The sequence below is a fragment of the Bacillus cereus group sp. MYBKT14-1 genome, assembly GCF_051915185.1.
Classification (GTDB): domain Bacteria; phylum Bacillota; class Bacilli; order Bacillales; family Bacillaceae_G; genus Bacillus_A; species Bacillus_A cereus.
Map to the genome: position 1 here is coordinate 92,684 of NZ_JBQAEF010000012.1, position 23,945 is coordinate 116,628.

Below are 23,945 nucleotides of genomic sequence, written 5' to 3' on the forward strand. Positions count from 1 at the left end.
CAGTTATTTTTATGAGAAATATATATCCAATGATATATTAACAATCATTCAACTCTATTTTCTATAAATGTGCGCCCTATTAATGAGGGTTTAGATATTGTGAAATGAATAATACACACATGCTTCGGAGAAATTAATGATTAAGAAAGGAGGGAGCTTTATGAAGAAGAAATTATCATCTATTTTAAGTGTTTTAGCACTATCTATAATGTTTTTAGGTACATCTGCACAAGCTGAATACGATGGAAATAATATGAATAGAGTTAATAACACTGATATTTCAACTCGAGTAAATGACAATAACTTAGACAGAGTTAATAATGATGTAAGAACTCGAAATGTAAATACAACAAATGATTTAAATGATAATCGTGATAAAAATAATAATTGGGCTTGGCTTGGTTTATTAGGACTAGCAGGATTATTAGGTCTTAGAAGAAGAGACAAAGAAACACGCTGATTTAGAATGTTTTTAGTAAACAAGTACTTATTTATCAAAAATATATAATGAAAATAAATCGCCTTTTTAAAGGCGATTTATTTTTACTTAAAAGTAATGTATGTAATTCACACTTCAACGATTAAAATCGTGGAGTTAATCCATACAATATAAATTGAATCGTATTTTCAATTTCCGCTTCATCATTCCATTTTTCTTCAGGCAATAATAAAAATCGTGTTAATAATAAACCTAATACAGCTGATAAAGTAAGACGTAGTACGGAAGATGGTGGTATCTCAATAATTTCCCCTTCTTCTTGAAATTTCACAATCAACTTTTTGAAATGTGAAAACAGTTCTGTTTCTACTAATTGCTGTATTTCATTTTTCAGTTCTGGTTGGAATGGCACCTCTTGAATTAATATTTTTATCATAGGAAAGTGTTTTTGAGCAAATTTAAACCTATTATGAATTACAACCCTTAAAAGTCCTTCGTATGATTCATAATCCGATTTAAATATTTCTTTTGCAAAGGTTTGTACGAAAAATGGTGCAGCGAACTTAGTTAAAGTTGGCATTACGACCGCTAGTAATAAATCTTTTTTTGTTTTATAGTAGCGGAAGACGGTTCCTTCCGCTACACCAGCACGCTTTGCAATTTCACTTGTTGAAGTTGAAGCGTATCCTTTTTCTCCAAACATATCAACAGCCGCCTCTAATATTCGCATTTGACGTTCATTTCGTTTATCCGTATTAGTTGCAGCTATTAATTCCTCCAGCCAATCCTTCTGCATTTATAAAGCTCCTTTTTGTCATTATTATATTTTGCGATGTTTCTTTAAAGCAAATACATTTCCTACTGCAAATAATAGTGAAAAAAGTAATAATACAGTAAGATCTAATACAATCTCTGTAAACCCTTGATTCCGAATCATCACTTGTCTCATTGCGTCAGCGCCGTATGTGAGTGGAAATACTTTCCCTAACATTTGTAGCCACTTATTCATAGATTCCATTGGAAACAATCCAGAAAAGAAGATTTGTGGCACAATAACAAGCGGTATAAATTGAATCATTTGAAACTCATTATTTGCGTATGCCGATAAAAACGTACCTAATGTTAGTGCAGTTAAAGAGAGCATACATGTAATAAGTAACGTTAGCCATATGGAGCCAGCTACGTATAAATCTAAAATATAAACGGAAAAACTTACGATAATAATGGATTGTATAAAGGCAAAGATTCCAAAACCAATAATATAACCTGCGACTATTTCCCATCTTCTTACTGGGGTGGATAATAACCTTTCTAGCGTACCACTTAAACGTTCTCTTACGAAAGATACACCTGATAATATAAATACAAAGAAAAATGTAAAGAAACCAATTAATACAGGACCAAGCCCATCAAACATCGTAAAGTCTTTAGAGCCATGTAAATAATTTACTTCAGGTTTCATAATCGATACATCATTCTTCTCTGTGCTTTTTTGCAATACTTGAAGTACAGCACGATTTTTTGACGAATCACTACCTTCCAACAGAAGTTTCATTTTTCCATTCTCTATTCGAAATACTGCATCTACCTTTTGTTTTTCCAACTCAAAAATCGCCTTTTCTTTACTGTATTCATAAATTGACGCTTCTTGATTTTTCATCACTTTTACTATTTGAGCGGGCATATCAACAACAGCAATTTGCGGTATATAGTCTTTTTGTGTAAACACTAGCGATAATAGCCAAAGTAATAACATTGGTGCCCCAAACATCATCGCTAACGAACGCTTATCTCGAAAAAATTGGCGAATAATACGAATGATTACACCAGTAACTCTCATGATGACACCACCTCTTCCAACAAAAAGACATCTTCAATCCGTCCAGATGACACGCGTTTTTTCAATTCTTCAGTTGTTCCAACCGCAACTAGTTTCCCTTCTCTAATTAATCCTAGACGCTCACAAAATTCAGCTTCATCCATAATGTGCGTCGTTACAATAATCGTTGTGCCTTTCTTTTTAAGATCATAAAATTTTTCCCAAATCGTTTTTCTAAGAAGCGGATCTATCCCCACTGTAGGCTCGTCTAAAATTAATATTTCTGGTTCGTGAAGGAGTGCTATTGCTAATGATAAGCGTTTTTTCATTCCACCTGAAAATTGTTGTACTTGCTTTTTCATATACTGTGACAATTGTACAAGTTCAAAAACCTCTGCAATTCTTGTCTTTTTACGTTTTCCCTTTAGTCCATACATCGTTGCTATAAAATCTGCATTTTCATATGCTGACAATTCTTCGTATAATGCATCCGCCTGGGCCATATAACCAATTCGTTTCATTTCATTTAAATTAGGCATATTAGTATTATTAACAAGCACTTCACCTTTCGTTGCCTCATTAATACCTGCAATCATTTTAATGAGCGTTGTTTTCCCCGATCCAGAAGGTCCAACAAAACCAAAAATCTCTGCTTTTTCAACTTGCAATGAAAGATTGTGTAACACTTCTTTTTTTCCAAAACTTTTTGATACAGTCCGTAAAATAATTGAAGGTTGTTGCACGTTTCATCCTCCTTTTCCAATAAAAATGAGTGAGTACTCACTTTTATTTTACTCTTGCTTAATTATATGTCAAACTTCGTTGATTAGTATGTATGTTCAATCACCGATATTAAACAATGAAACAGAGTCGACATTAGAATTTCATTTCCTAAAGTCGACTCTGTTTCATTTAAACTATAAATTTCACTTTACGTTTTTAAATTCATATACTTCCGAATTCTAGCAACGTCTAAAGAATATTCGATAACTAATTGCTGTAACGGTAAAATAACTGTGTCAGGATATAAATGTGCATATTGTAATGTTTCTGCATATTTTTCTAACCTTTTTTCTAAATACTTTATTATTTGATCAGGATGACTTACTAATAAACATTTACAATAATAATGGATTTGTTCCTCAATCGCCGTGTATTCTTCAATTTCATATTCTTTATGCATGTGTACACCCCTTTAAGTTTTTTATATGAATTACTTATCACAATTTTCACTCGACAAATTTTAAGTTTTTTGATTATTTACACTATAACAAACACTGAGGGTCAAATTTTGTTACTTTATGTAACGTAGAAAATTTTTAACAAAATTGTAATGTTTACTCCTGCAAAATACAGAAAGCCCCTTTACTCATTTTTGTATAAAAAAAATCGTACAGCTTAATTTAGCTGCACGACTACAATTTCTGGCCTATTCAAAATCCTTTGCGGAATGATACTATTTCCTAATCCTCTACTCACTACCATTGATGTATTTTGTTCTACATATAAACCCGCTGTATATTTAGGTAAAACACCTTGATTTGGCGCAACTAATCCTCCGATAAATGGCAATCTAACTTGCCCTCCATGAGCATGTCCCGATAAAACCAAATCCAACCGCTCATTCGTATATTCCTTTATAAATTCAGGCCGATGGGATAATAATACATTATATTTATCTGGCTGCATTTCAATTTTCGCTTTTTTAATTTCATCTATTATAATATTTCCTTCATCACGGTTTCCAGTACCAAACTCTGGATCATCAATACCTAGCAAGTTTATTTCTTGCTCACCCTTTCGAATGCCTACATGTTCATTCCTTAAAACATTGACACCATATTTCTTCAACTCTTTTTCTAAACTGTTATACTTTCCAGACCATTGTTCATGGTTTCCTGTCACAAAATATACAGGATATTTCTTTACAATTTCTCGTATTAATTGCATACTAACTTCTGCATCGTATGATTTACTGTCAATTAAATCACCCGTAATCGCAATAATATCTGGGTCTATACTTTTTATTTTTTGAATTAACACATCTTGATTATCGCCAAATTTTTTATTGTGTAAGTCTGAAATTTGTAGAATTTTATACCCTTTAAAAGAGGATGGTATTTTACTAGAGGTTATTTTAACCTCAGTTATACTTATTAAATTGTTCTGTAAATATAAAAAGATTGTAAAACCTACTAATATACAAATAATCATTACAATTCTATTAATCTTCTTTTTCATATTTTCTCCTTTACATTCTCATCAAACACTTCTATATGCTAACTGAATTATATTATACTTTCTTGAAATTTATTTAAATTAATAAAATAATACAGTACATGAAATTTCATATGAGATATGTCATATATATTCGTTATATTTTTACTTTTACCTTTTTAATAATAAGAATACAAAAACGACTCTTATCACAAGAAAAGAGTCGTTTTCTAACTTTATACTTTTAATACTTTCATGTTAAAAATGCGAAAACTAAAATACTATTACCTAAGAGCCTTAACTATAACTTTAGTTGCCTCTGCAATGAGTTGATTATCATAAGTTGCCTCTTTCTCATCTTTACTAGATAAAATTGCGATGATAATTGGTGCTCTATTTGGAGGCCAAACGATAGCAATATCATTTCTTGTCCCGTAACTGCCAGCACCTGATTTATCTCCAACTACCCAGTCAGTTGGTACGCCTGCACGAATAAGTTTGTCTCCTGTAGCATTTCCTTTCATCCACTCTGTAAGAATTTTACGTTTTTCAGCAGGAAGTGCATTTCCGACCGTAAAAGCTTTAAGATTCGTAGCAATAGCTTTCGCTGTACTAGTGTCACGAATGTCTCCTGGAATAGCTTCGTTTAATTCTGTTTCAAAGCGATCAGACATAGTAATCCGATCCCCCATATGCCTAAGCGCTTTTTCATATCCTTTAGGTCCTCCTATTTTATTAAATAAAATGTTCCCTGCAGTATTATCACTTGAACGAACAGCTGCCTCAGCAATTTCTCCTAGTTTCATTCCAGTATCTACATGTTTCTCTGTAACAGGTGAATAATCCACTAAGTCTTCTTTCGTATATGTGATTACTTCATTTAATGAATCAATTGAGTTTTGCTGTAGTAATACTCCTGCTGCTAAAGCCTTGTAGGTTGATGCGAAGGCAAATCTTTCGTTAGATCGATAAGAGATTGTTTGATTTGTACCAGTATCAATCGCATATACACCTAATCGAGCATCAAATTTTTTCTCAAGTTGAGAGAACTCTTTATGCGTCGCCTGATTTTTATGTTTCACTTGTCCAGTCTTTTCTTTCGCTTCAACTTGCAGTGCCCCTCCTGTAAAAGCTTCTAGGCTTGTAATACTTAAACCTAATATACCAACGCATATTCCTATTTTTAGCATCCTCTTATTTTTCAAAATCATCATTCCTTCCAAATTTTTAGTACCTTTTTATACGTACACATAATAGACAATCACCGAACCAAATTTGTTCCATAAACTGAAAAAATTTTTATAGCTAGTATGAGAGTTATTAACAAAATAAGAGATAGTAGCTATGATCGCCGCTATCTCTTATTTCACATTTCATTTTTTTCTTATAAATGGCTTTATACAAACAGGTTCTCTTCCCTGAGAAAAGTATCTTAATTTTGCTTAGAACTACCTGTACTAGTAGATTCACCATGTATACGTTGCTGTTTCAAATAAAAGTATACATCTAAAACTTCCTTTCCAATTATAGAATTAATTCCATTTTTATCATCATGAAGCCATGGAACTACTACAGAAAATGCTACTTCTGGATTATCATATGGAGCATATCCAATTAACGTTAAGTTGTAACATTCCATACGTTCTCCTTTTGCATTTCTGCCAATCGGGTCATCTCCACCATATACAGTTTGGGCTGTTCCTGTCTTTCCTGCTGGTTTATATGGCGCGTTTTTGAAATACTTCACGCCAGTTCCATCACCTTCTTGGAATACCCATCTAAACCCTTCTTTTATCCGATCAATATGTTCTTTCTTCATATCAATTCGATTTAATACGACAGGCTCTATGGACCGTATAACTTTGCCAACCTCTTCTTTTATTGATTGTTCTCGTATTTCTTGTACAATTTGAGGTTGCATTCTATAACCACCATTCGCAATCGTTGAAATATATTGCGCTAATTGCAACGGCGTATACGTATCATACTGACCGATAGAAAAATCTAGTAAAAAACCAGGTTGACTATCTACTTTTCTCGTTTGTCCAATTATTTCATTCGGTAAATCAATACCTGTTGGGACACCTAAACCAAATTGCTTGAAATAATAGCGCATCGTATCAAATGCTCCTTGTTTAATATCCAATGAGCCATTTGGTACGTAATTAACTCCCGCAATTTTTAAAGCTGTCTGGAACATGTATACATTCGAAGATACTTGTAAAGCTCGTAAATCATTAATATTACCAAATCCGGATACATTCCACGATTTTTTAGCTTGTGTACCTTTAAATTTCATCGGCGCGTCATAAAATTGATCTCCTGGATGTATTGCCCCTGTCTCATATCCAGTTAATAAAGTAGCACCTTTTACAGCTGACCCTAGCTCATACGAAGTTGTCATGTTACCTAACGCCAAATCCTCAACCTCTATTTTCCCTTCTTTTTCTACAATCTTTTTGCCTGCCATAGATAAAATTTGTCCGTTATTTGGATTTGTCATGACAACAAAAGCTCGATCGAGCAGTGGCTCTGAACTCTTAAAAGCTCTCAAGTTTTTCTCTATACTTTCTTCCACTTTCTTTTGTAATTCCATATCAATCGTTAATGTTAAACTATTACCACTTTTTCCTTTAGAGATTATTTCTGTGCTAACAATGTTTCCTGATTTATCAGTAATATTTTTCACTTCTTCTTTTGTGCCGTGTAATACATCTTCATATCGTTGTTCAATATAACTTTTTCCAACACGATCATTACGGTTATATCCACGTACTAAATAAGAATCTAAATTTTCTTTCGGTAATCCTTCTTCACTACTCGTAATATTTCCTAATATAGAACGAAATAAATTACCATTTACATAATTACGTTCCCAATCAACAGTGGCATCTACTCCTGGAAAATCTCCAAGATTTTCGCTTATCCGCGCATACTCTTCATCTGTTACATCTTTTTTTATAATTTGTGGTGTTAGTTGATAACCTGAACTCATTTTACTTTTAATAGCTAACACCTTTAAATCTTGTGCTGTTAATTCTGCTAATTCTACCTCTGTAACGCGACCTCGTCTTAAGTCTTCTATTTTTTTATCTAACTCTTTCCCCTCTATACCCTTTTCTTTAAACTTTTCTATATCTTTCTTAGTAATCTTTGTCTCCGCACGTTTCGAATTCAACTGCATCCAAAAATCTTTTTTATCGATATCTGTTAATTTATTTATATCTTGTTCAGGCATTTCAAGTACTTTCGCCAAGTCATTTGCTGTTTTTAAAATATCTTCATTCGTAATCCCCTTTACCCTTGTATACGTAATTGTGCGAAGAGATTTATTATTAACGACTGTTTTCCCTTCTCGATCTAAAATTTGTCCACGCGGAACTGGAATACTAGTTATTGCATTTTGACTACTTTCCACTTGGTTCTTATAAGCCTCTCCCTCAACGATTTGTACTTTTCCTAGCTGCATAATAATAGCTGAGAATAGTACAAATATACAAAGGAACATTATATTTAATCGAATAGATATATATGTCTTCTGCTTCTTGCCTTTTTGTTCTTTCATAAATCCTCCATATAATTCTTCCGGAACTCCTCACTAATACTTAAACGTTCCCTATATATTTGAAACCATTATTCGGTTATAAATAGTGTCTTATCTTTTTTTCTAAATCTTTGTAAGTATTAATTCCTTTTTGTATAGCCGCGTAATTGATAAATCTCCCTTCCTTTTTTCTCACTTGTTTTTTGTCGCTTGCAATGTGACTCATATTATATTTTACACATAGGCTTGCTAGTAACTTTTCATATTGATTATTCCTTTCTTCATGCTGTAATACTTAATAGACAACCTAAACAATACAGTTGTTCCACATTTACAAAAAAAATAATTAAATATAAGATGAAGTAGGCTACATAAGGGAGGGTTATATGTTACATACAAAAAGATGGAGATTATTTGCGGTTCTTTCTATTGTAGGTTTGATTTTACTAATTTTATTAAAAATCAACTTCATTTCAATTACTATCGCAACTTCTTCAGCTGAAAGAGGAAAGATTTTTGATCGAAATGGTGCAATACTAGCTACAAATAAGAAAGTTAAGTCTCTATATTGCACTTCTAATGATGAAAAGCTATCGAAACAAGATACATCAAGCACATTAGCTTTTTTTAATCAATTTTCAAGCGAGTTTCAACATGATATTTCTACAGAGAACATAAAATCTCAATTACAACAATCTTGTAAAAAGCAGACTATGAATGATATACCGTTATACTCTGATATAACTGAGAATGAACTTGCATTCATAAACAAAAACAAACCCAATAATGTAATAATTAAAGATGAATGGATTCGATATTATCCTAAACACGAAATTGGTTCACAAGTAATTGGGTATGTAGAAAATGACCTTAATTCAAAGCATATGGCTGTTGGAAAAAGCGGGATTGAGCTGCAATATGAAAATGATTTAAAAGGAAAACCAGGTAAAACTCTTATTTTTAAATTGAATAATAAAAAGTTCTTATGGAACATTCAAAAAGTACAAAAAGGAAAAGATGTACGGCTAGCTTTAGACTCTGAGTTGCAGCAAAAGGCAGAAGAAGCATTAAGATCGCAAATTAAGAAAACACCTGATGCTAAAGCTGGTTATGCTGTAGTGAGCGATGCAAAAACTGGCGCGATTTTAACTATGGTCAACTCGACAGTTTTTGATCCAAATATATTAAATACACATGTATCTTCTAGAAAAGAAAATATTAAATCTCTTTCGCAAAATAAAGCGATTCAAAAATTAAAGTATGGTGAATCTTATGTAAATATGGCTTCTACTATAAAACCACTTACTATTTTAATTGGATTAAACGAAAAACTTTTTCAACCCGAAGATACTTATTTAGATAAAGGTACTTTTCAGTATGATAATCAAAATAACATTACAAATGCACCTGGAACACCAACAGGTGAGATTACACCGAGGCAGGCTATCATTAATTCATCTAACACATTTATGACAGCAAAAGTTGCTCTACCATTATTTAACCAAAATAATGGAAATGTAGAAAAAGTGGCACATATATGGACAGATTATTTAATGCAATTCGGCCTACGTTCTAAAACCGGGATTGATTTACCCTTTGAAGAAGACGGTAAGTATGAATTCCATCCTTCTAATAAGTTTGAAAATGGAATCTCCGCTTTATTAAATGCCTCGTGGGGCGGAAATGAAGTGCATACTCCTCTTCAACTCGCTCAATATGCAGCAACATTGGCAAGTAAAGGTGATAAATATAAACCTCAAATCGTAAGTGCGATTATTGGTCAAGATGGTAAGGAAACCAAAAAGTTTAAAACCATTTTAGAAAGTTCAAATCGTTACCCGATGAACTTTTGGAGTGTCGTGCAAGGTGGAATGAGTCAAAATATAGAGGAAATTAAAAAGTTGCCCTTTGACGTCGCAGGTAAAACAGGTATTACAGGTTTTCCAAATGAGCAAGAAAGAATGATAAATCATTCTCTTTTCATTGCATATGCTCCTACTGAAGATCCACAAATTGCCGTTTCTGTCGTTATTCCTGGCAGTAATTCCGAAAAAAACATTGCCGCTCTCGTTACATCAGAAATTTTAGAGTACTGGAATACTCTTCAAAAAGAGAATAAAAACAAAGAGGAAGGTTCATTAAAGTGAACCTTCCTCTTTTACCATATAGAATCTATATTTATTATTTTCCATATACCTTCATTATTCTTTTCGAACATAAATGAATATTTAATATCAGTTAAAATGTACTCTTTCTGTACATATCCAGTATTACCGTTAATTGTCGATATTTTTATATATCCATCATTCTGCACTTTTTCTGGAATCCAAGCTTTTACCATTTCATTAGATACTTCATATAAAACTTGTGATTCTCGCTTTGGTTCTGCTAAAATTTTTGTTTTATTTCCAGTAACAGTTGCATATATAAAATGTGCTTGCTTTGGTTGGTTACTTTCCGTCAATCCACTTGGTACTTTATATACTTGCTTTGTATCATTTCCAAACTCTCCCCCCATTGTAAGGGCGACTTGCAACTCATGAAAAATATCTTCATCAAACTTCAGTTCATCCTTCTTATAACTCTTCCCTTTGAATAGAACTTCATCATTTAACGCTTTGTACAAGTCATTTTCATTTTTTGAGTTCGTACTTTGATATAGTTCATTCATAAATTGTTTTAATGATGGATCTTGAGCAGACTCATCTTTTGTTTTAGGCTTAATTTGAGTACTACTTTGTACTGGTGATTTATTATCATCAAGCCAAGGTTGTTGAACAATGAAAAATAACATTGTACAAACTAAAACAACTACAATAGGTAATGCTTTTTTATGAAATGGTCTTTTATGTTTTACAAAATCCACTTCATTATTTTCGTATATAGACTGCTTTATTTTAGAAATAAATTCTTCTTCATCTTTACGATTCTCCATTGGGCCTTTTTTTATTTTTCTATACCAGTCAGGATTTTGTTTATTGTTCATCACTACTACCCTCCCCTATTAATTTTGAAACCTTACTTCTCGCTCTACTTAATCTCGATTTTACAGTTCCAATGGATACTCCTAATGTTTCAGCCATTTCTTCATATGATAATTCATATTTTGCGTCCAATATAATTATTTCACGGTGCTTTTTAGGTAGTTTTAATACAACCTTCCACACCTCATTCATCTCTTCTTGGTTAAAAAATTCTTGTTCTGCTGACAGGGATTGCTTATCGTCACTAAAAAATCCTATTAAAGATATCCTTTTAAAATAGGAGGATTTCAAATAGTTTATTGCCGTATTTCTTGTGATTTTTAAAATCCACGTTTTAATAGATGACTCCTTTCGAAATGAATTCCAATTTTTAAACACCTTTATAAATACATCTTGCGTGATATCATCTGATAAGTGTGGATCTTTCGTAATAATAAATGAATAATTCCATACATCTTGCCAATAGTCTTCTATAACATAGTCCAGCTCATCATGATTACACTTTTCAATAAACGTCTGTTCCATTTCCACACCTCAAACTTATTTGAATAAACATAAAAACTGCCCTCACTTTTATTATGGTTTCAATATATAGACAAGATACAAGTTTCATTTGTTCCATTGTTTATCTTTTTTCAAGCAGAATAATACTACTAAAAAACAAGTAAAGCATACAATGATAAAATTCTACTCATGAAAATCTGTTTTTTGAATTTAACGTAACACTCCACTTGTCCATTTCAACTTGCTATACTCTTCTATTTACCATTAGCAATGCCAACTTTTCAGAAATGAAAATTAAGATAAGGTATTAACTTTCTAGAGTCGCAGCAAAAAAGCATTCTCGATTAGAAAGAATGCTTTTTTGAAATTTCATTGCTCTATATTTTCCCCAATTTATATCTTTGAGTTAAGCAAACATGTAATAAATGTAGTCAAAAAATTCACCTTATAATTAAGTATTATTTCTGAAATACATGTTTTACTTTTTCACCTGGAACGTTACTTCCCCCTCTTCCTTTTACATCTTCAATCATCATTGTAACAATCATGTCTGGCGCATTTGCATCGAAAGCTGCGAACCATCCCAGTTCTTTTCCGTCTGCTTCTTTCGACTCTTTCAGTTCTGCTGTACCAGTTTTACCAGCAAGCGTTACACCATCAACCTTTGCAATTCTCCCTGCACCATCAGGGTCATTAATGACTTTGATTAATGCACTCTTTAATATTTCTTGATTCTTTTTAGAAACCACATTTTCTTTCCAATTCCCTGCTACTTTTGCTTCTTTTAAAAGATGTGGCGACGGAATATTCCCTTCATTCACAATCGGTGCATATGTTAATGCTAAATGAAGTGGTGTCATTAATACTTGTCCTTGTCCATAGCCTGTGTCTGCTAGTTGGATATCGTTTCTTATCCCATCTCTTGCAATGATTGAAATAGGAAATTCGTATTCGATTGGTAATTTTTCATGAAAACCGTATTTCTTCAGTTCATTTACATACTGATCTTTTCCTATTTTCAAAGCTTGTTGAGCAAAATAAATATTATCAGAGTACTTCATTGCCTTATCAAAATCAATTGGACTTGCATCCTTTACACGCGTTACATAGTAATTTCCCCAAGATGAATCTTTTGTCCACTTCAATCCTTGAATTTTAAATTCTTCCTTCGGATTTATTGTGTTTGTTTCCAAACCAATTGCACCTGTGATCGTTTTAAATACGGAACCTGGTACAAATGCTTGTGTAAAGCGATTCGTCATTGGTAGTTTCGAGTCGTTACTCCATGCTTCTCGTTGGGCTTTCGATGCTCCTCTAACTATTATATTTGGATTATAAGCAGGGCTACTTACAAGTGCGATTGTTTCACCTGTTTTAGGATTAATCGCTGCACTAGACCCTGCTTCAGTTTTCATCTCATTAAAGATTTTTTCTTGAATTGCAGCATCAATTGTTAACGTAACATTTTCTCCTTCTTTTGCTTCTTTTTTTGCTACGTTTTTAATCTCTTTCCCCTTCTCATCTTCTATAAATACGCGTCCACCCTTTTCACCACGCAATTTATTTTCTAACACTTTCTCTAAACCAGTCTTACCTACTAAATCATCTGCTTGATAACCTTGTTTTTGAAGTGATTTTAACTCCTCCGCATTCACCTTTCCTATATATCCAGTTAAGTGTGCCGCTGCTTCACCTAATGGATACGTACGAATATTTACTGGGTGAGATGAAACTCCTTCTAATTCAATATAATCATTCTGTCTGGTTCCCTCTTTTAAAATGCCAATTGGTACAAAGGAGTCTGGTTTTATCCATTTCGCTGTGAGCTTTTGTTCGACCTCTTCTATAGACATATCAAGTAATTGTGCTACTATTTCTTTCGTTTGCGCTGCTGTTTCGCCTAGTTTCTCTGGAATAATTCCAACCTCAGTTGCTTTACCATTCGTTGCAAGCCCTTTTCCATTTCGATCATATATTTCTCCGCGTTTTCCTTGCTCTATTTGCATACGTACTTTGTAATCTTTTTTCATACCTGGGAAGATGAAGTCTGGTGTCCAATCTATTTCCCAAGACTCTTTATCTTTCACAAGTTTTGCTTCATGGATGAATGAAACTGGTCCTACATCCGTATCCATCTTAACTTCAAAAAGAAAAAGCTCTTTATCTTTCGTATTCTCTCCTTTCATTTTAACTTTTAAATTATTAGCTCCAATCCCCTCATAGATTTTTTGATATTTTTCTGTGAATTCTTTTTTAGAAATCGATTTTTTGGCATGGTCTGATAAATGATCATACATATTTGCAAATTTTCTATCATTCCATAAATTGATATATTCTTCAAATGCTTGTTTTGGTGGTTCGTTTTTATTACATCCTACCAACAAAACTGCGAAACAAACGAAAAGCAGCATCCATAATTTTTTCAATTCAATCTTCTCCCTTAGTTAAAAATGATGATTCCTTTCGTAATTTATTTAATAAAAAATGTTTTAACGCTTAATAGACAGTGTAAGTAATGACATTGTTCCATATTTACAAAAAAATTAATATCTATGTTCATTTTAATACAAAAAAGGCAGGCATAAATATATGCCTGCCTTCCGTTCCCAAAATCAATTACACCCTAAAACAACGTGTGGTTAACCAAATCCAGATACTCTTCTACACCCTATTTTTTACTTTTCTAAAATAATTCCTGCTATTTCATTAGCATATTTTTTAGAGTCAAATCCATCATAGTTACTTAGTACTACAACAGTCAAATATTCTTTTGGAAACCGCATGAAGTATGAACGATAACCTGCCCAGCTACCTGAATGTTCCAAGTATCGACAGTTAAAACCTTCTGCAAGCCTTAGCCCAAAAGCATAATCTTCATTGTCAATAATCGTTTCCCTAGTTGGAGAAATTTCCGGACCTATTTCGCTCATTCTTTTAACAAGTTCTTTTCCGCCAACGGTACCTGTAGTTAAATTTTCTCCCCACTTTACCAGGTCTTCGACTGTTGCATGAACTGCCCCATCACCTGTATGTTCCCAAGGGCTTTCATAGACCATATATGCTCCTTGTTCATTCTTTGAATACCCCCTAGCAATTGATATAGTAGTTGGGTAGCAATCTACAATTGTTGTGTCTTTCATATTTAAAGAATCAAAAATACGTTCTTTTGCAAACTGACGTAAAGACTTCCCGCTTACCTTCTCTACCACCAATGACAATAAAAAATATCCTGTATTGCTATACTCAAATTTTGTGCCAACAGGGAACCTTGCAATTTGATGACCATTAAGGTGTTTTAGCGATTGTTCCACAGTTAATATATCAGTAAATTTAATATTTTCTGCATGAGCCAATTCCATATAATCAACTAGTCCGCCAGTATGATGAATTAGATGCCTCAATGTTACTGGTTCAGCATATGTTCCTATAGAAGGGACAAACTTTACAATTGAATCATCTAAACTCAATCTTCCCTCTTGTTCTAAGAGTAATATAGAAAACGCTGTAAATTGTTTAGAAACTGAGGCGATATTAAAAACGCTCTTTGTGGTTATCGGTAGATTTTCCTCTATAGAAGCTAAGCCAACTGCACCTTTATACGTTACTCCGCTATCAAAACTGGCCATATATGCAAAGCCAGGAACTTTTGGTGAAAACTTTTTTAATAATTGTTTAATCAATGTATGCGTCTTTTCATTATATGTATTATTCACCTTAATCACATCCCCTTCTCTTTGAATGGTTAGGAATACAATAAAAAATACTATATATATAAAATGTCAAATTCTCCTTTCAAAATTTAAACTTTTTAATGCATTATGCCAAGTACTAAAGGAAAGCAAAAATTATTAAAGAAATTAATAGTCTACCTTAGGATTGCTCTTAACAGGTTAAAAGCTTTTACAAACAAATTTTAGCAAACAATGTCTTCCCCCTCTTTTTTTATGACAGTTTTTTGATTGGAATGAAAGCCAATAGAATTAATTATTGAAATATACAAAAAATCTTAATATAAACAATATTTTACAGCACTTCTTCTATAACGTAAATATTCATTTTACTTTATTTTCCACATAACAAAATATTCTACTTGAGAAATTATTGTTCCGTGGAAATTTTTTCCTTCTCACCAAATGGAAGAAGAATCCTGACTGTTAGCGCTTTTCGTATTACTCAAACCTGATAACAAGCATGCGTCCTCCGTCAAGTGTACTTCAGCAAAAGTACTAAATCCTGGAGTGTCACCTGTATGCCTCCCAATCGGAACACAGGTTGGAAGCTTAGTTTCATCCTTATAAATAAAAAAATAGGGGGAGCCTATCGTGACAGACTCCTCCTAAAATACAACTCTCGTATACATATCGGAAATGAATTTATTTTACTAATAGTGAATATTCACCATTTTTATCATCAAATTTATACACATTCAGATAATATTTCCCTGGTTTCGCTACGAATTTTCCCTTTATAGTATTTCCTTCATCTTCACCACAAGCTACATAATTTTGCATATCTGATTCATGATAAAGTACCCATGTCATCCCAATATTTTGTTCATTTACCACAGAAATCTCTACTTCTTTTGGATCTGTAACATTAAACGTATAAACATCTGTTTGATCAGGAGTAACCAGATTTCCTTTTACAAGCGTATTAAACGGGAGTATCTTCTCTTCTTCAAGGAACCCGCCTGTTTGCGGATCTTGTTTTACAGTAACTTTTGTCTGTTCTATACTTTCTTTTCCTCTACTATCTTTCACAGTTAGTTCCACAGTATATGTTCCTTTTTCTCCATATATGTGGGTAGGATTCGCTTTTGTACTTGTTATACCATCCCCAAAATTCCATAGATAAGAAATAACTTTTCCATTTTCACTTGTTGTACCATTGCTATGGAATTGAATTTCTTCATTTACTATCCCGCTGTATGGTCCATTCATATTTACTATAGTAGTCGTTTTTTCTTTTTCCTCTGTCGCAACACCATGGAAAACAATATCATATTCAAATTGATTAGCTGCATTCACACGATAGTTTACAAAATAGGCTGTAACTGTTTTATAACCGCTCCACCCTTTTTGGGATAACTGCTCTAAAGTTTGATTTACTTGTTTACTCATCGTTTTCCAATCTTCAGACTCACCTTTTGATATCCCACCAACGTACGTGCCTTCCACGCTAAATGTGTTAAAGAATTGCGACTCATGTTTTGTAATTTTTGCATCTTTTATATTTGCTACATCTACAATTTCGTTTTTCACTTCAGCTAACGGCTTTGGTGCGTGTTGAATTAAATAATCATTTGTTACTTGAGGTACATTATATTTATCTTGATTATCAGTCAACTGCTGCATATATGCTTGATATTCTGCATTCAATTGTGTATTTTTGCTTAATAATTCACGATACACATCATAATTTTTCACATCGTTTGCACGGATTAAATCTTGAAGCTTATCAAATGTATCAAATTGATGATTATACAAATAAGACTGTAGTGCAAAGGAATACTTATAAAAGTCCCAAGATCCATATTTGGCGAACAAAGTTTGCTTTGCTGTATAACGGCTTGCTGGATCAGATGATAAGCCACTTATCATACTTTTACGCGGAACAACATTATTTGTACGTGTAGATCCTGCAAAAAATTCTGCATTCCCTTCTTGGAACCAAGTTAATCGTTCATTTTGATACATTTCTCCGCTTCCAAATAAACCAGGAACCTCATATCTTCCTTGTAAATAGTGAGTGAACTCATGACGGAACAACTCTTCTAAACTATAAATACTCTGCTTTGGCGTACGCTCATATGTAAAGAAAGTCCCCTTCTCTTCAATATAAATTCCACCGTTGTTTGTTTCATATCCATATAATTGTCTATTTAATTGATATTCATCTGGATTATTATAAATTACTATTGTTAGTACATCATCAGCATTACCCGGTTCTAGTGCTTTATCATTTCCAATTACACGGTGATATTGTGCTTTTACTTCCTTGGCTGCCCAATATAATTTCTTAATTTTTTCTTCTGTTACTTTATCTCCCGTCTTAAAGACAATAGATCCGTCATCAAATATAATTTTTTTCAAATACGTAGAAATATGGTTTAACCAGTAATCAATGATCAGATCTTCTTAACTTAAGTAAACCTAAATCTATTTGTCTCCATACAGAAAGAGATAAATAGTTTTGTTCCTATTCATGAAATAGTACAATATATGCAAAATTACATATCTAATTAATTGCTTTTAATGTTATATTTTAATAGCGATGAATGCTATTATTTCATAAGTTGTCAACAAGCGTTATGTATGTATGAGAAAAAGGAAGGAGCCAAATAGGCCCCTTCCTTTTTCTACTAATTAACTAAATTACTCTCTGGTAAAAATTTAAATAGTAATGCTCATTTACAGGCGTCTCATTATGCATTAAACATGCTAACTTAGCTTGCTGTCGGAAAAAATAAAAACGATAGCATTAAGTTATTAAGAGACAAAAATTCATCAACACGAAGACAGATTTGTCTTGGCTAGATAAATTTGGTGATAAATACAGGAAGTAACTCTTACGATTCAATGATTCTTTTTCCTGCCTTCTACCCTTGCCACTTCTGTTTCATGACTTGTAAATAGAGATCTTCAAACTCGTTAAAATGGACGCGAAAAACACCTAATGTATCGATATAAGTAGAAATCACATCTTTTTCATTAAAATGGATACCTTCCTGTGCTAAGTCATAGCTATCATTAAGGCTGTATAAATCAAAATATTCTTCTTCCCAATACAGGCCTCTATTTACTAGTAATCGAGTAGAGCAAGTAATAGCTTGTTTAATATTCCATTTCTGAGCTACTAACTTTTCATTTAAGACTGAAAGAAGGATGTTTACCGAGGGGTTTTCATCAACTATGCGGCTATATGACAGTAAAGCCGATTCTATATATATCAGCTTTGCTTTAGACATTAAAGATATCTCCATAATTTCATATGGCGGGTGATCATTTGCTTCAATCAACCTATCGCACCATGAAATAACCTCCTCTCTATTCCAAAGTCCGCAGCCTAGTCCTAATGCATACAAGTGGGCTAAAGTTTGATAAGATTTCAATATGGTTCACCTTCAATTTAACTGTATAGTGGTATTGCATTCATTTTGGAAATAATCACGCTTAGTAATAAATATAATAAGCTGCCCAAACGGACAGCTTATTTGCATTAAAAACGCTACACATGAACTTTTTCTTTTTTTCGACGCACAAGCCACCAAACTAAAGATAGCAGTACTAGGGGAAACGGAAATATCTGAATAAACAAAAATACTTCCCAAAAATCGTGCATCGTACTACCAGGGGAATCTGTTGCCATCCCGCCAATAAAAAAAGACAATGGAATGACAAGTATATTTATACCTAAGCTAATCATTAGGAATGATAGATTTTTCTTCCAGATTACTGGTAATGCAGCCACGATTAATAAAACCAATGCAGTACCCAGTATAAGAAACAGTGCTCCAAATAAAAATACAAAGTATAAAATAGCATTGATTAAAGGTTCCACAATAGCCCTCCTAAGGATTCATTCTATAGAAACACTCATGTTATTTAGAAAGTCAGGATGCTATACCTCTTAGTTGTCTTTCAATTTCTTCATCGCTATAGTCTTCATTTATCTGCTTAGAATACTTAATCTACTTGCTTATATTCTGGACTGCGTTAGGACATATGTTTCTATTGTACAACCAGCTAGCAAGAAACCCACACTTATCCCTGCTAATACGGTACCTTTAAAGGCTCTGTTCATATTCATTTGCCCCTTTTATCTTTTCGTATTTTTTCTCCATCCATAGACAGTCCATTATGAACGTTTTCATTATAAGTATTGTCTGCTCCTTACTATCTGTTTCGGCCCTGATTCTTCTCGTTTACCGTTTCAGTATTACGCTTCAATTCGCATTATCATCACATAAAAAGGACATACCTATTCATATATATACCTTTATTATTTTATATTGAAATAAATAATGATTCAAAGTTATTTTGTGAAAATTATACAAAAAGTAATAATTCGTCGTTTACCTAACAATAGATAATATAGATAAAGAAAAAATACTAGAGAATATCACATTGTAGTAGTCTCTAGTATCTTTTCATAGTATTTTAGCGGCTATGCAATACGGAGGGATAAAAAAGGACCTCTTACGGAAAGATAAGAGGTCATCAAAAAGATAAAAATGTTGTATTTGAAACACGCGAGTTTCTAATTCATATCATAACACAATATATTCGTATATTCAATATATACATTAAAGATAAGGAATATTACATCATTGAAGATTACGGTGAACCAGGAGATAGTGTTGAAAATGAACCTACTTTGCGCAACATTTTCCCGAAAAAGTATGCGGATGTCGCACCTGCTAAGACATTTTGAATAATCTTTGCAGCTGCTACATCAACGGGTAATTTATTGTATTTCCAATCTAGAGAATCAATTGTCCAATCCCATACTTTTAAAACTAGTGAAATAGATCTTTTTAATTACATACTTAATTTATTTTTTAATGTCCAATATTTTTCTCCATTAGCTTCAAAAGAGAATTCTACCCATCCATTCGGATCTTCACGATAAATAAAGATGGTTGTTCCAGGAGTTACTGTACCAACTTTATTCTCCTCGACAGCTACATCTGGTCTACTTTTAATTTTTAAATTAAATGGATAAGGTACCTGATAGTAAGTAGCTGATGATACAACATTTGAGCTTGAACCGTCTGCATACATTTTATATGGAATTTCATTAGATAACGCGTCGACATCTAATGTTTCAGGATTCTTTGGTAATTTTTTTGCATATGTATAGTCTTCTACACGAAACGGTTTAATACGTTCCATAATACCCGCAATTTTCTTAGCCCAGCCTTTATCTGATGCATATTTCACGTTCATGCCAGTTAATGTTGACCCGTTATAATACATACCACTTTCTTCTAAATATCTTTCTCGTACATAATTAGCATTATAAGCAATGCTATCGCCGTAGCTTGGTAAATATTTCGCATATTTAAACGGGTCTCCATCATATGCACGTAGACCGAATAAATTATGTTTTTGATATGCAATTTCTGATTTTCCGTATCCAGATTCTAAAATCGCATGCGCCGCTAAATAATGAGCACTCACGCCATATTGATTTTGCGCATTGATAAAATCTTGTCCATGTCCAACTAAGGGACTATCTGAATGATATTTTGCAATAAAACTATCAATCTCTTGAGCTGTAATTTTCGAAGCCACTGTTAAATTTAAATCTTCATATGAGGTAGCAGTAGTAATCTCTTTTTCATCGTTTAAATTTTGTTGTAACATATCTGTTTTTGCAGTAAGTTGAGCAGCTTCAGCACGTGTTATAAATCTATTTGGTTGCCAACCGTTCTCGGTACCATTAGAAATTTTTAAATCTATTAAAATATTGGCATGTTTTTCTCCCCAATGCCCTTTTAAATCTTCAAATCTAACCTGCTCGTTATGATTTGCTGTGCTTTGTAGTTTATATGCATTTACTAGCATGGTAGCCATAGCAGCACGAGTTACTTTTCCGGATGGATTAAAGATTCTATTCCCTTCACCTTTAACAATACCAGCTTTTTCAGCAGCAGCAATATACGGAGTAGCCCAGTGGTTTTGTGAATCTGTAAAAGATGGTTTTGCATTAGGCTCAATTTTTATACCTAAAACTTTTGTCATAATTTTTGTAGCCGAAGCTCTGTCTAAGGAGTCATTTGAACCAAAAGTTCCATCTGGATAACCATTTAATACCTGTTTATCAACTAAATAGTTAACGGATTTATCAGCCCATGTAGGAACATCAGGGAATTTATGAGTATCTGCTAAAATATTAGAAGAATAGGATAATATAGCTCCTGCAAGGATACCTGTTGCAATTAATTTGTGCTTCATTAAAATAAACACCTCTACCATTGTATTTATCAAATTGAGATTTTCTATTTTTATATTTACATGTTTGTAATAATAATAAAATCGTATTATCACGCATTCAATTTGATGTAACGAGTATAGTTACTTATATACACAAGTGTCAATGAATTTCTTTTACAAAAATACATAATATTTACATTATTTTATAATTGACTTATGTATAAATTTTGTAAAGGACCTTTTGATAGATTTTACCTGAAGAAATCTCTTTAGTTGTTAATTTGCCAATCTTTCTCGTTTACTATTAATCAATTAAAAAAAGAATTTTTTGTTTGAAAATCTTAAGTTGATGGATGTGTGGACGTACCGCTACTAAAATTCTTGCTTTTAATTTATTGTTACTGTATTATATTTACGTATCAATATAAGGATTATAGTATATAAAAAGGAATCAAGTCTATAAGTAAGATTTAAATCCTTTTCCAATTCAAAAAGATTTTGCCAAAATCTAATATAATTTATGCTTATCTTTTTAGTATGTATCTAGTAAAAACATATTTTTTATCCATAGAATTCTGTTTTCAATGATATGAATTAGTGTTCTAAACAAGGAATCCTACAAAGTGATCTGAAAAACCTGAGAGATATTGTATGTAGTTTGCTCATCTCCAGGTACTACAATAAAAGAGCCTTACCTCTCTAGGCAAGACTCTACTAGTTTAGTTGTATACTATTTACATGATAACTAAGAAACAGAAAACATATAACACCAAATAACAGCACCCTATTACTCCTCCTACAGCTAATACCTGTTTAACCCAACTCTTAAATTTTTGATTACTGTAAATCGCTTGCACTCTTTCCATATTTCCTCCTATTAAGGAGAACCCTTAAAGACTCTCACCTCGCTATAGTACCATTAAAAAATGAATAATAGAGATCTAATGTATAAATATGCAATATTGCATACGGAAATGTATTGTTATTGTTGTAAGCGCTTACTATAATAAAGTTATAAAGATTTATTACATTTTAATACGAAAAAGAGGAGAGAATAATATGGAAATCGCAATGGCAGTTTTAAAATTTATAGGTGGAGCAATCCCATTAATTCAAGAACTTCTAAAAGCATTTATGTAAATTCACTATTTAGCAATTATTTATAAAAATTATCATACAAATGATCTGTATATCAAAAATGAATTGGCTTACAGATCATTTGCGTGATCAAGGTCCCTTTAACATGGCTAAGGGGCCTTTTTAAAATTTTTAAATAATTAAGGTTACGTCACATCACCCTCAAGTTAGCAAAATAAAATGAAACTTTAACTTGATGGTGATGGGGTAACAGTTGTGATTTAGAGATAAGATCAGATTATACAAAGTTTTGCACGTCAGCGATACCGGAAATAAACTTCGCCTTTAGTAGCAAGAATCTCCAATAAAGATAGTCAACTTACCTATTTAGGAATAGGAGTGTCAATTTAAATGATGCGTTCCAAGGCACTACTCTTCTTCTAAAATAGCGTAATAATATTCATCCCACCATTCATTCCCATGTGGTATACACTTCCTGAAATAGCCTTCTCTTCTCATTCCAATCTTCTCCATTACTCGATATGATGGGGTATTTTGTGGCTGACATGTAGCTATAATCCTATGTAATTTCATTTCCTTAAAGCCATATTCCAATGTAGCTTGTGCTGCTTCAGAAGCATATCCTTTATTGAAATATTTAGGATTGAACACCCAACCAATCTCATATGTATGCTCACCAAAATATTTATGAAAAACTATATGACCAATCAGAATATCTTTATGAATTAATACTACAGGAAAGTTCTTAGCGTTTTCACCAATGTTTTCATTCACAAAGTTTCTTGTATTTTCTTCAGTAAAAACCCCTTCAGGTATGTATTTCATAACATTGATATCTGATGTATACTCATGAACAGCTTGCCAATCTTTGAACTCAAATTTCCGTATTAATAATCTTTCTGTTTTTATAAACATTTACTTTTCCCCCTCAAAAAATTGCAACTATATTTTAAATCCACATTTAACCCTTAAAACAAAAAGAACTTGTAGGACTCTCTACAAGTTCTTTTTGTTTTAAGGTGAATATACGAGCCAAACAAACTATCTTACAGATTGACTGTAGAAACTTTAGGGGTAATGCTTTGACAAATATATTATATAACAAATATTAACATCCACAGGATTTATTTTTGAAAATTATGTGAATTAAGAAAGGAAGTAGTTTTTTCTTAGCTATTATTATTATTAACTGACGGTATCATTATATTTTATTCTGCAACTTATTTAGAAGAGCTATGTACATTTCGAAGAAGTTCTTCAATAAGTTTTGTTTTTTCATTTACCTTTGTGGCATATGTGTAGAGTAAACATCCAGCGCCTTATTACATTCCTGTGATAGGTTTCCAAATGTTCCTCTCCGAACCGGACTTACATCTCTCAATGTATCCGGCTCTCCATCTGT

18 protein-coding genes and 4 pseudogenes are annotated in these 23,945 nt (G+C 32.6%); 4 read left to right on the plus strand and 18 right to left on the minus strand.

Features of this window, described 5'->3' with window-relative positions; all coding sequences use genetic code 11:
- Window positions 1-160 precede the first annotated feature (160 nt).
- Complete coding sequence (locus ACTFO4_RS23630; RefSeq protein WP_063224864.1) at window positions 161-460, plus strand: WGxxGxxG family protein; 300 nt, start codon at window positions 161-163, stop codon at window positions 458-460.
- A gap of 121 nt (window positions 461-581) precedes the next feature.
- Here ACTFO4_RS23630 and ACTFO4_RS23635 read toward each other — a convergent pair whose 3' ends face one another.
- The 7 genes from ACTFO4_RS23635 to ACTFO4_RS23665 all read right to left on the minus strand — a co-directional run bounded on the left by ACTFO4_RS23635 (window position 582) and on the right by ACTFO4_RS23665 (window position 8,040).
- Window positions 582-1,235 carry a TetR/AcrR family transcriptional regulator gene (locus ACTFO4_RS23635; RefSeq protein WP_001168199.1) on the minus strand — a complete coding sequence of 218 codons (654 nt, stop codon included), beginning with the start codon at window positions 1,233-1,235 and terminating at the stop codon, window positions 582-584.
- Between the two features lie 24 nt (window positions 1,236-1,259).
- On the minus strand, window positions 1,260-2,279 hold the full coding sequence (locus ACTFO4_RS23640) for an ABC transporter permease (protein ID WP_001266721.1): 1,020 nt from the start codon (window positions 2,277-2,279) through the stop codon (window positions 1,260-1,262).
- Window positions 2,276-3,001: an ABC transporter ATP-binding protein gene (locus ACTFO4_RS23645; RefSeq protein WP_016081571.1), complete on the minus strand. Its 726-nt coding sequence runs from the start codon at window positions 2,999-3,001 to the stop codon at window positions 2,276-2,278. The genes ACTFO4_RS23640 and ACTFO4_RS23645 overlap by 4 nt, the downstream gene beginning before the upstream one ends.
- A 188-nt stretch (window positions 3,002-3,189) precedes the next feature.
- Entirely contained in the window at window positions 3,190-3,441 is a 252-nt protein-coding gene (locus ACTFO4_RS23650) for a hypothetical protein (RefSeq protein ID WP_000548621.1), read from the minus strand.
- Between the two features lie 215 nt (window positions 3,442-3,656).
- Window positions 3,657-4,499, minus strand: coding sequence for a metallophosphoesterase (locus ACTFO4_RS23655; protein ID WP_078421592.1), 843 nt, complete (start codon window positions 4,497-4,499; stop codon window positions 3,657-3,659).
- A gap of 260 nt (window positions 4,500-4,759) precedes the next feature.
- A complete protein-coding gene (bla, locus tag ACTFO4_RS23660) occupies window positions 4,760-5,686 on the minus strand; it encodes a class A beta-lactamase Bla1 (RefSeq protein ID WP_002164538.1) in 927 nt (308 codons plus the stop codon).
- 221 nt (window positions 5,687-5,907) lie between these two features.
- Entirely contained in the window at window positions 5,908-8,040 is a 2,133-nt protein-coding gene (locus tag ACTFO4_RS23665; RefSeq protein WP_078421593.1) for a peptidoglycan D,D-transpeptidase FtsI family protein, read from the minus strand.
- A gap of 365 nt (window positions 8,041-8,405) precedes the next feature.
- On the opposite strand from ACTFO4_RS23665, the gene ACTFO4_RS23670 reads away from it, so the two are divergent.
- Complete coding sequence (locus ACTFO4_RS23670; RefSeq protein WP_078421594.1) at window positions 8,406-10,166, plus strand: peptidoglycan D,D-transpeptidase FtsI family protein; 1,761 nt, start codon at window positions 8,406-8,408, stop codon at window positions 10,164-10,166.
- Between the two features lie 11 nt (window positions 10,167-10,177).
- Here the strand turns inward: ACTFO4_RS23670 and ACTFO4_RS23675 are convergent, their stop codons facing one another.
- The 7 genes and pseudogenes from ACTFO4_RS23675 to ACTFO4_RS23705 all read right to left on the minus strand — a co-directional run bounded on the left by ACTFO4_RS23675 (window position 10,178) and on the right by ACTFO4_RS23705 (window position 19,067).
- The gene (locus tag ACTFO4_RS23675; RefSeq protein ID WP_074553476.1) at window positions 10,178-11,005 is read right to left on the minus strand and encodes an SH3 domain-containing protein; all 828 of its coding nucleotides are present in this window, start codon (window positions 11,003-11,005) and stop codon (window positions 10,178-10,180) included.
- Complete coding sequence (locus tag ACTFO4_RS23680; protein ID WP_139365901.1) at window positions 10,995-11,528, minus strand: RNA polymerase sigma factor; 534 nt, start codon at window positions 11,526-11,528, stop codon at window positions 10,995-10,997. Before ACTFO4_RS23680 ends, ACTFO4_RS23675 begins: the two co-directional genes overlap by 11 nt.
- Window positions 11,529-11,965: 437 nt before the next feature.
- On the minus strand, window positions 11,966-13,933 hold the full coding sequence (locus tag ACTFO4_RS23685) for a penicillin-binding transpeptidase domain-containing protein (protein WP_078421596.1): 1,968 nt from the start codon (window positions 13,931-13,933) through the stop codon (window positions 11,966-11,968).
- A 249-nt stretch (window positions 13,934-14,182) separates the two neighbouring features.
- Window positions 14,183-15,220 carry a serine hydrolase domain-containing protein gene (locus ACTFO4_RS23690; RefSeq protein WP_440013725.1) on the minus strand — a complete coding sequence of 346 codons (1,038 nt, stop codon included), beginning with the start codon at window positions 15,218-15,220 and terminating at the stop codon, window positions 14,183-14,185.
- A gap of 660 nt (window positions 15,221-15,880) precedes the next feature.
- Window positions 15,881-17,596: pseudogene (gene colA, locus ACTFO4_RS23695) on the minus strand (collagenase ColA); the annotation flags it as partial.
- A gap of 509 nt (window positions 17,597-18,105) precedes the next feature.
- The gene (locus ACTFO4_RS23700; RefSeq protein ID WP_078421157.1) at window positions 18,106-18,618 is read right to left on the minus strand and encodes a protein kinase; all 513 of its coding nucleotides are present in this window, start codon (window positions 18,616-18,618) and stop codon (window positions 18,106-18,108) included.
- Between the two features lie 116 nt (window positions 18,619-18,734).
- A complete protein-coding gene (locus ACTFO4_RS23705; RefSeq protein WP_000433525.1) occupies window positions 18,735-19,067 on the minus strand; it encodes a hypothetical protein in 333 nt (110 codons plus the stop codon).
- A 747-nt stretch (window positions 19,068-19,814) separates the two neighbouring features.
- On the opposite strand from ACTFO4_RS23705, the pseudogene ACTFO4_RS23710 reads away from it, so the two are divergent.
- Window positions 19,815-19,922: pseudogene (locus ACTFO4_RS23710) on the plus strand (peptidase M56); the annotation flags it as partial.
- Here the strand turns inward: ACTFO4_RS23710 and ACTFO4_RS23715 are convergent.
- Together ACTFO4_RS23715 and ACTFO4_RS23720 are read right to left on the minus strand one after the other, a co-directional pair.
- Window positions 19,910-20,023 (minus strand): annotated as a pseudogene (locus ACTFO4_RS23715) (polysaccharide deacetylase); the annotation flags it as partial. The pseudogenes ACTFO4_RS23710 and ACTFO4_RS23715 overlap by 13 nt on opposite strands.
- 24 nt (window positions 20,024-20,047) lie before the next feature.
- A complete protein-coding gene (locus ACTFO4_RS23720) occupies window positions 20,048-21,466 on the minus strand; it encodes an S-layer homology domain-containing protein (protein WP_440018871.1) in 1,419 nt (472 codons plus the stop codon).
- Window positions 21,467-22,399: 933 nt separating this feature from the next.
- Between ACTFO4_RS23720 and ACTFO4_RS23725 the strand changes: the two genes are divergently transcribed.
- Window positions 22,400-22,585 carry a hypothetical protein gene (locus ACTFO4_RS23725; RefSeq protein WP_078421158.1) on the plus strand — a complete coding sequence of 62 codons (186 nt, stop codon included), beginning with the start codon at window positions 22,400-22,402 and terminating at the stop codon, window positions 22,583-22,585.
- A gap of 366 nt (window positions 22,586-22,951) precedes the next feature.
- Here the strand turns inward: ACTFO4_RS23725 and ACTFO4_RS23730 are convergent, their stop codons facing one another.
- The gene (locus tag ACTFO4_RS23730; RefSeq protein WP_000470150.1) at window positions 22,952-23,458 is read right to left on the minus strand and encodes a GNAT family N-acetyltransferase; all 507 of its coding nucleotides are present in this window, start codon (window positions 23,456-23,458) and stop codon (window positions 22,952-22,954) included.
- Window positions 23,459-23,763: 305 nt separating this feature from the next.
- Window positions 23,764-23,844, minus strand: a pseudogene (locus ACTFO4_RS23735) (lysozyme family protein); the annotation flags it as partial.
- Window positions 23,845-23,945: the final 101 nt, after the last annotated feature.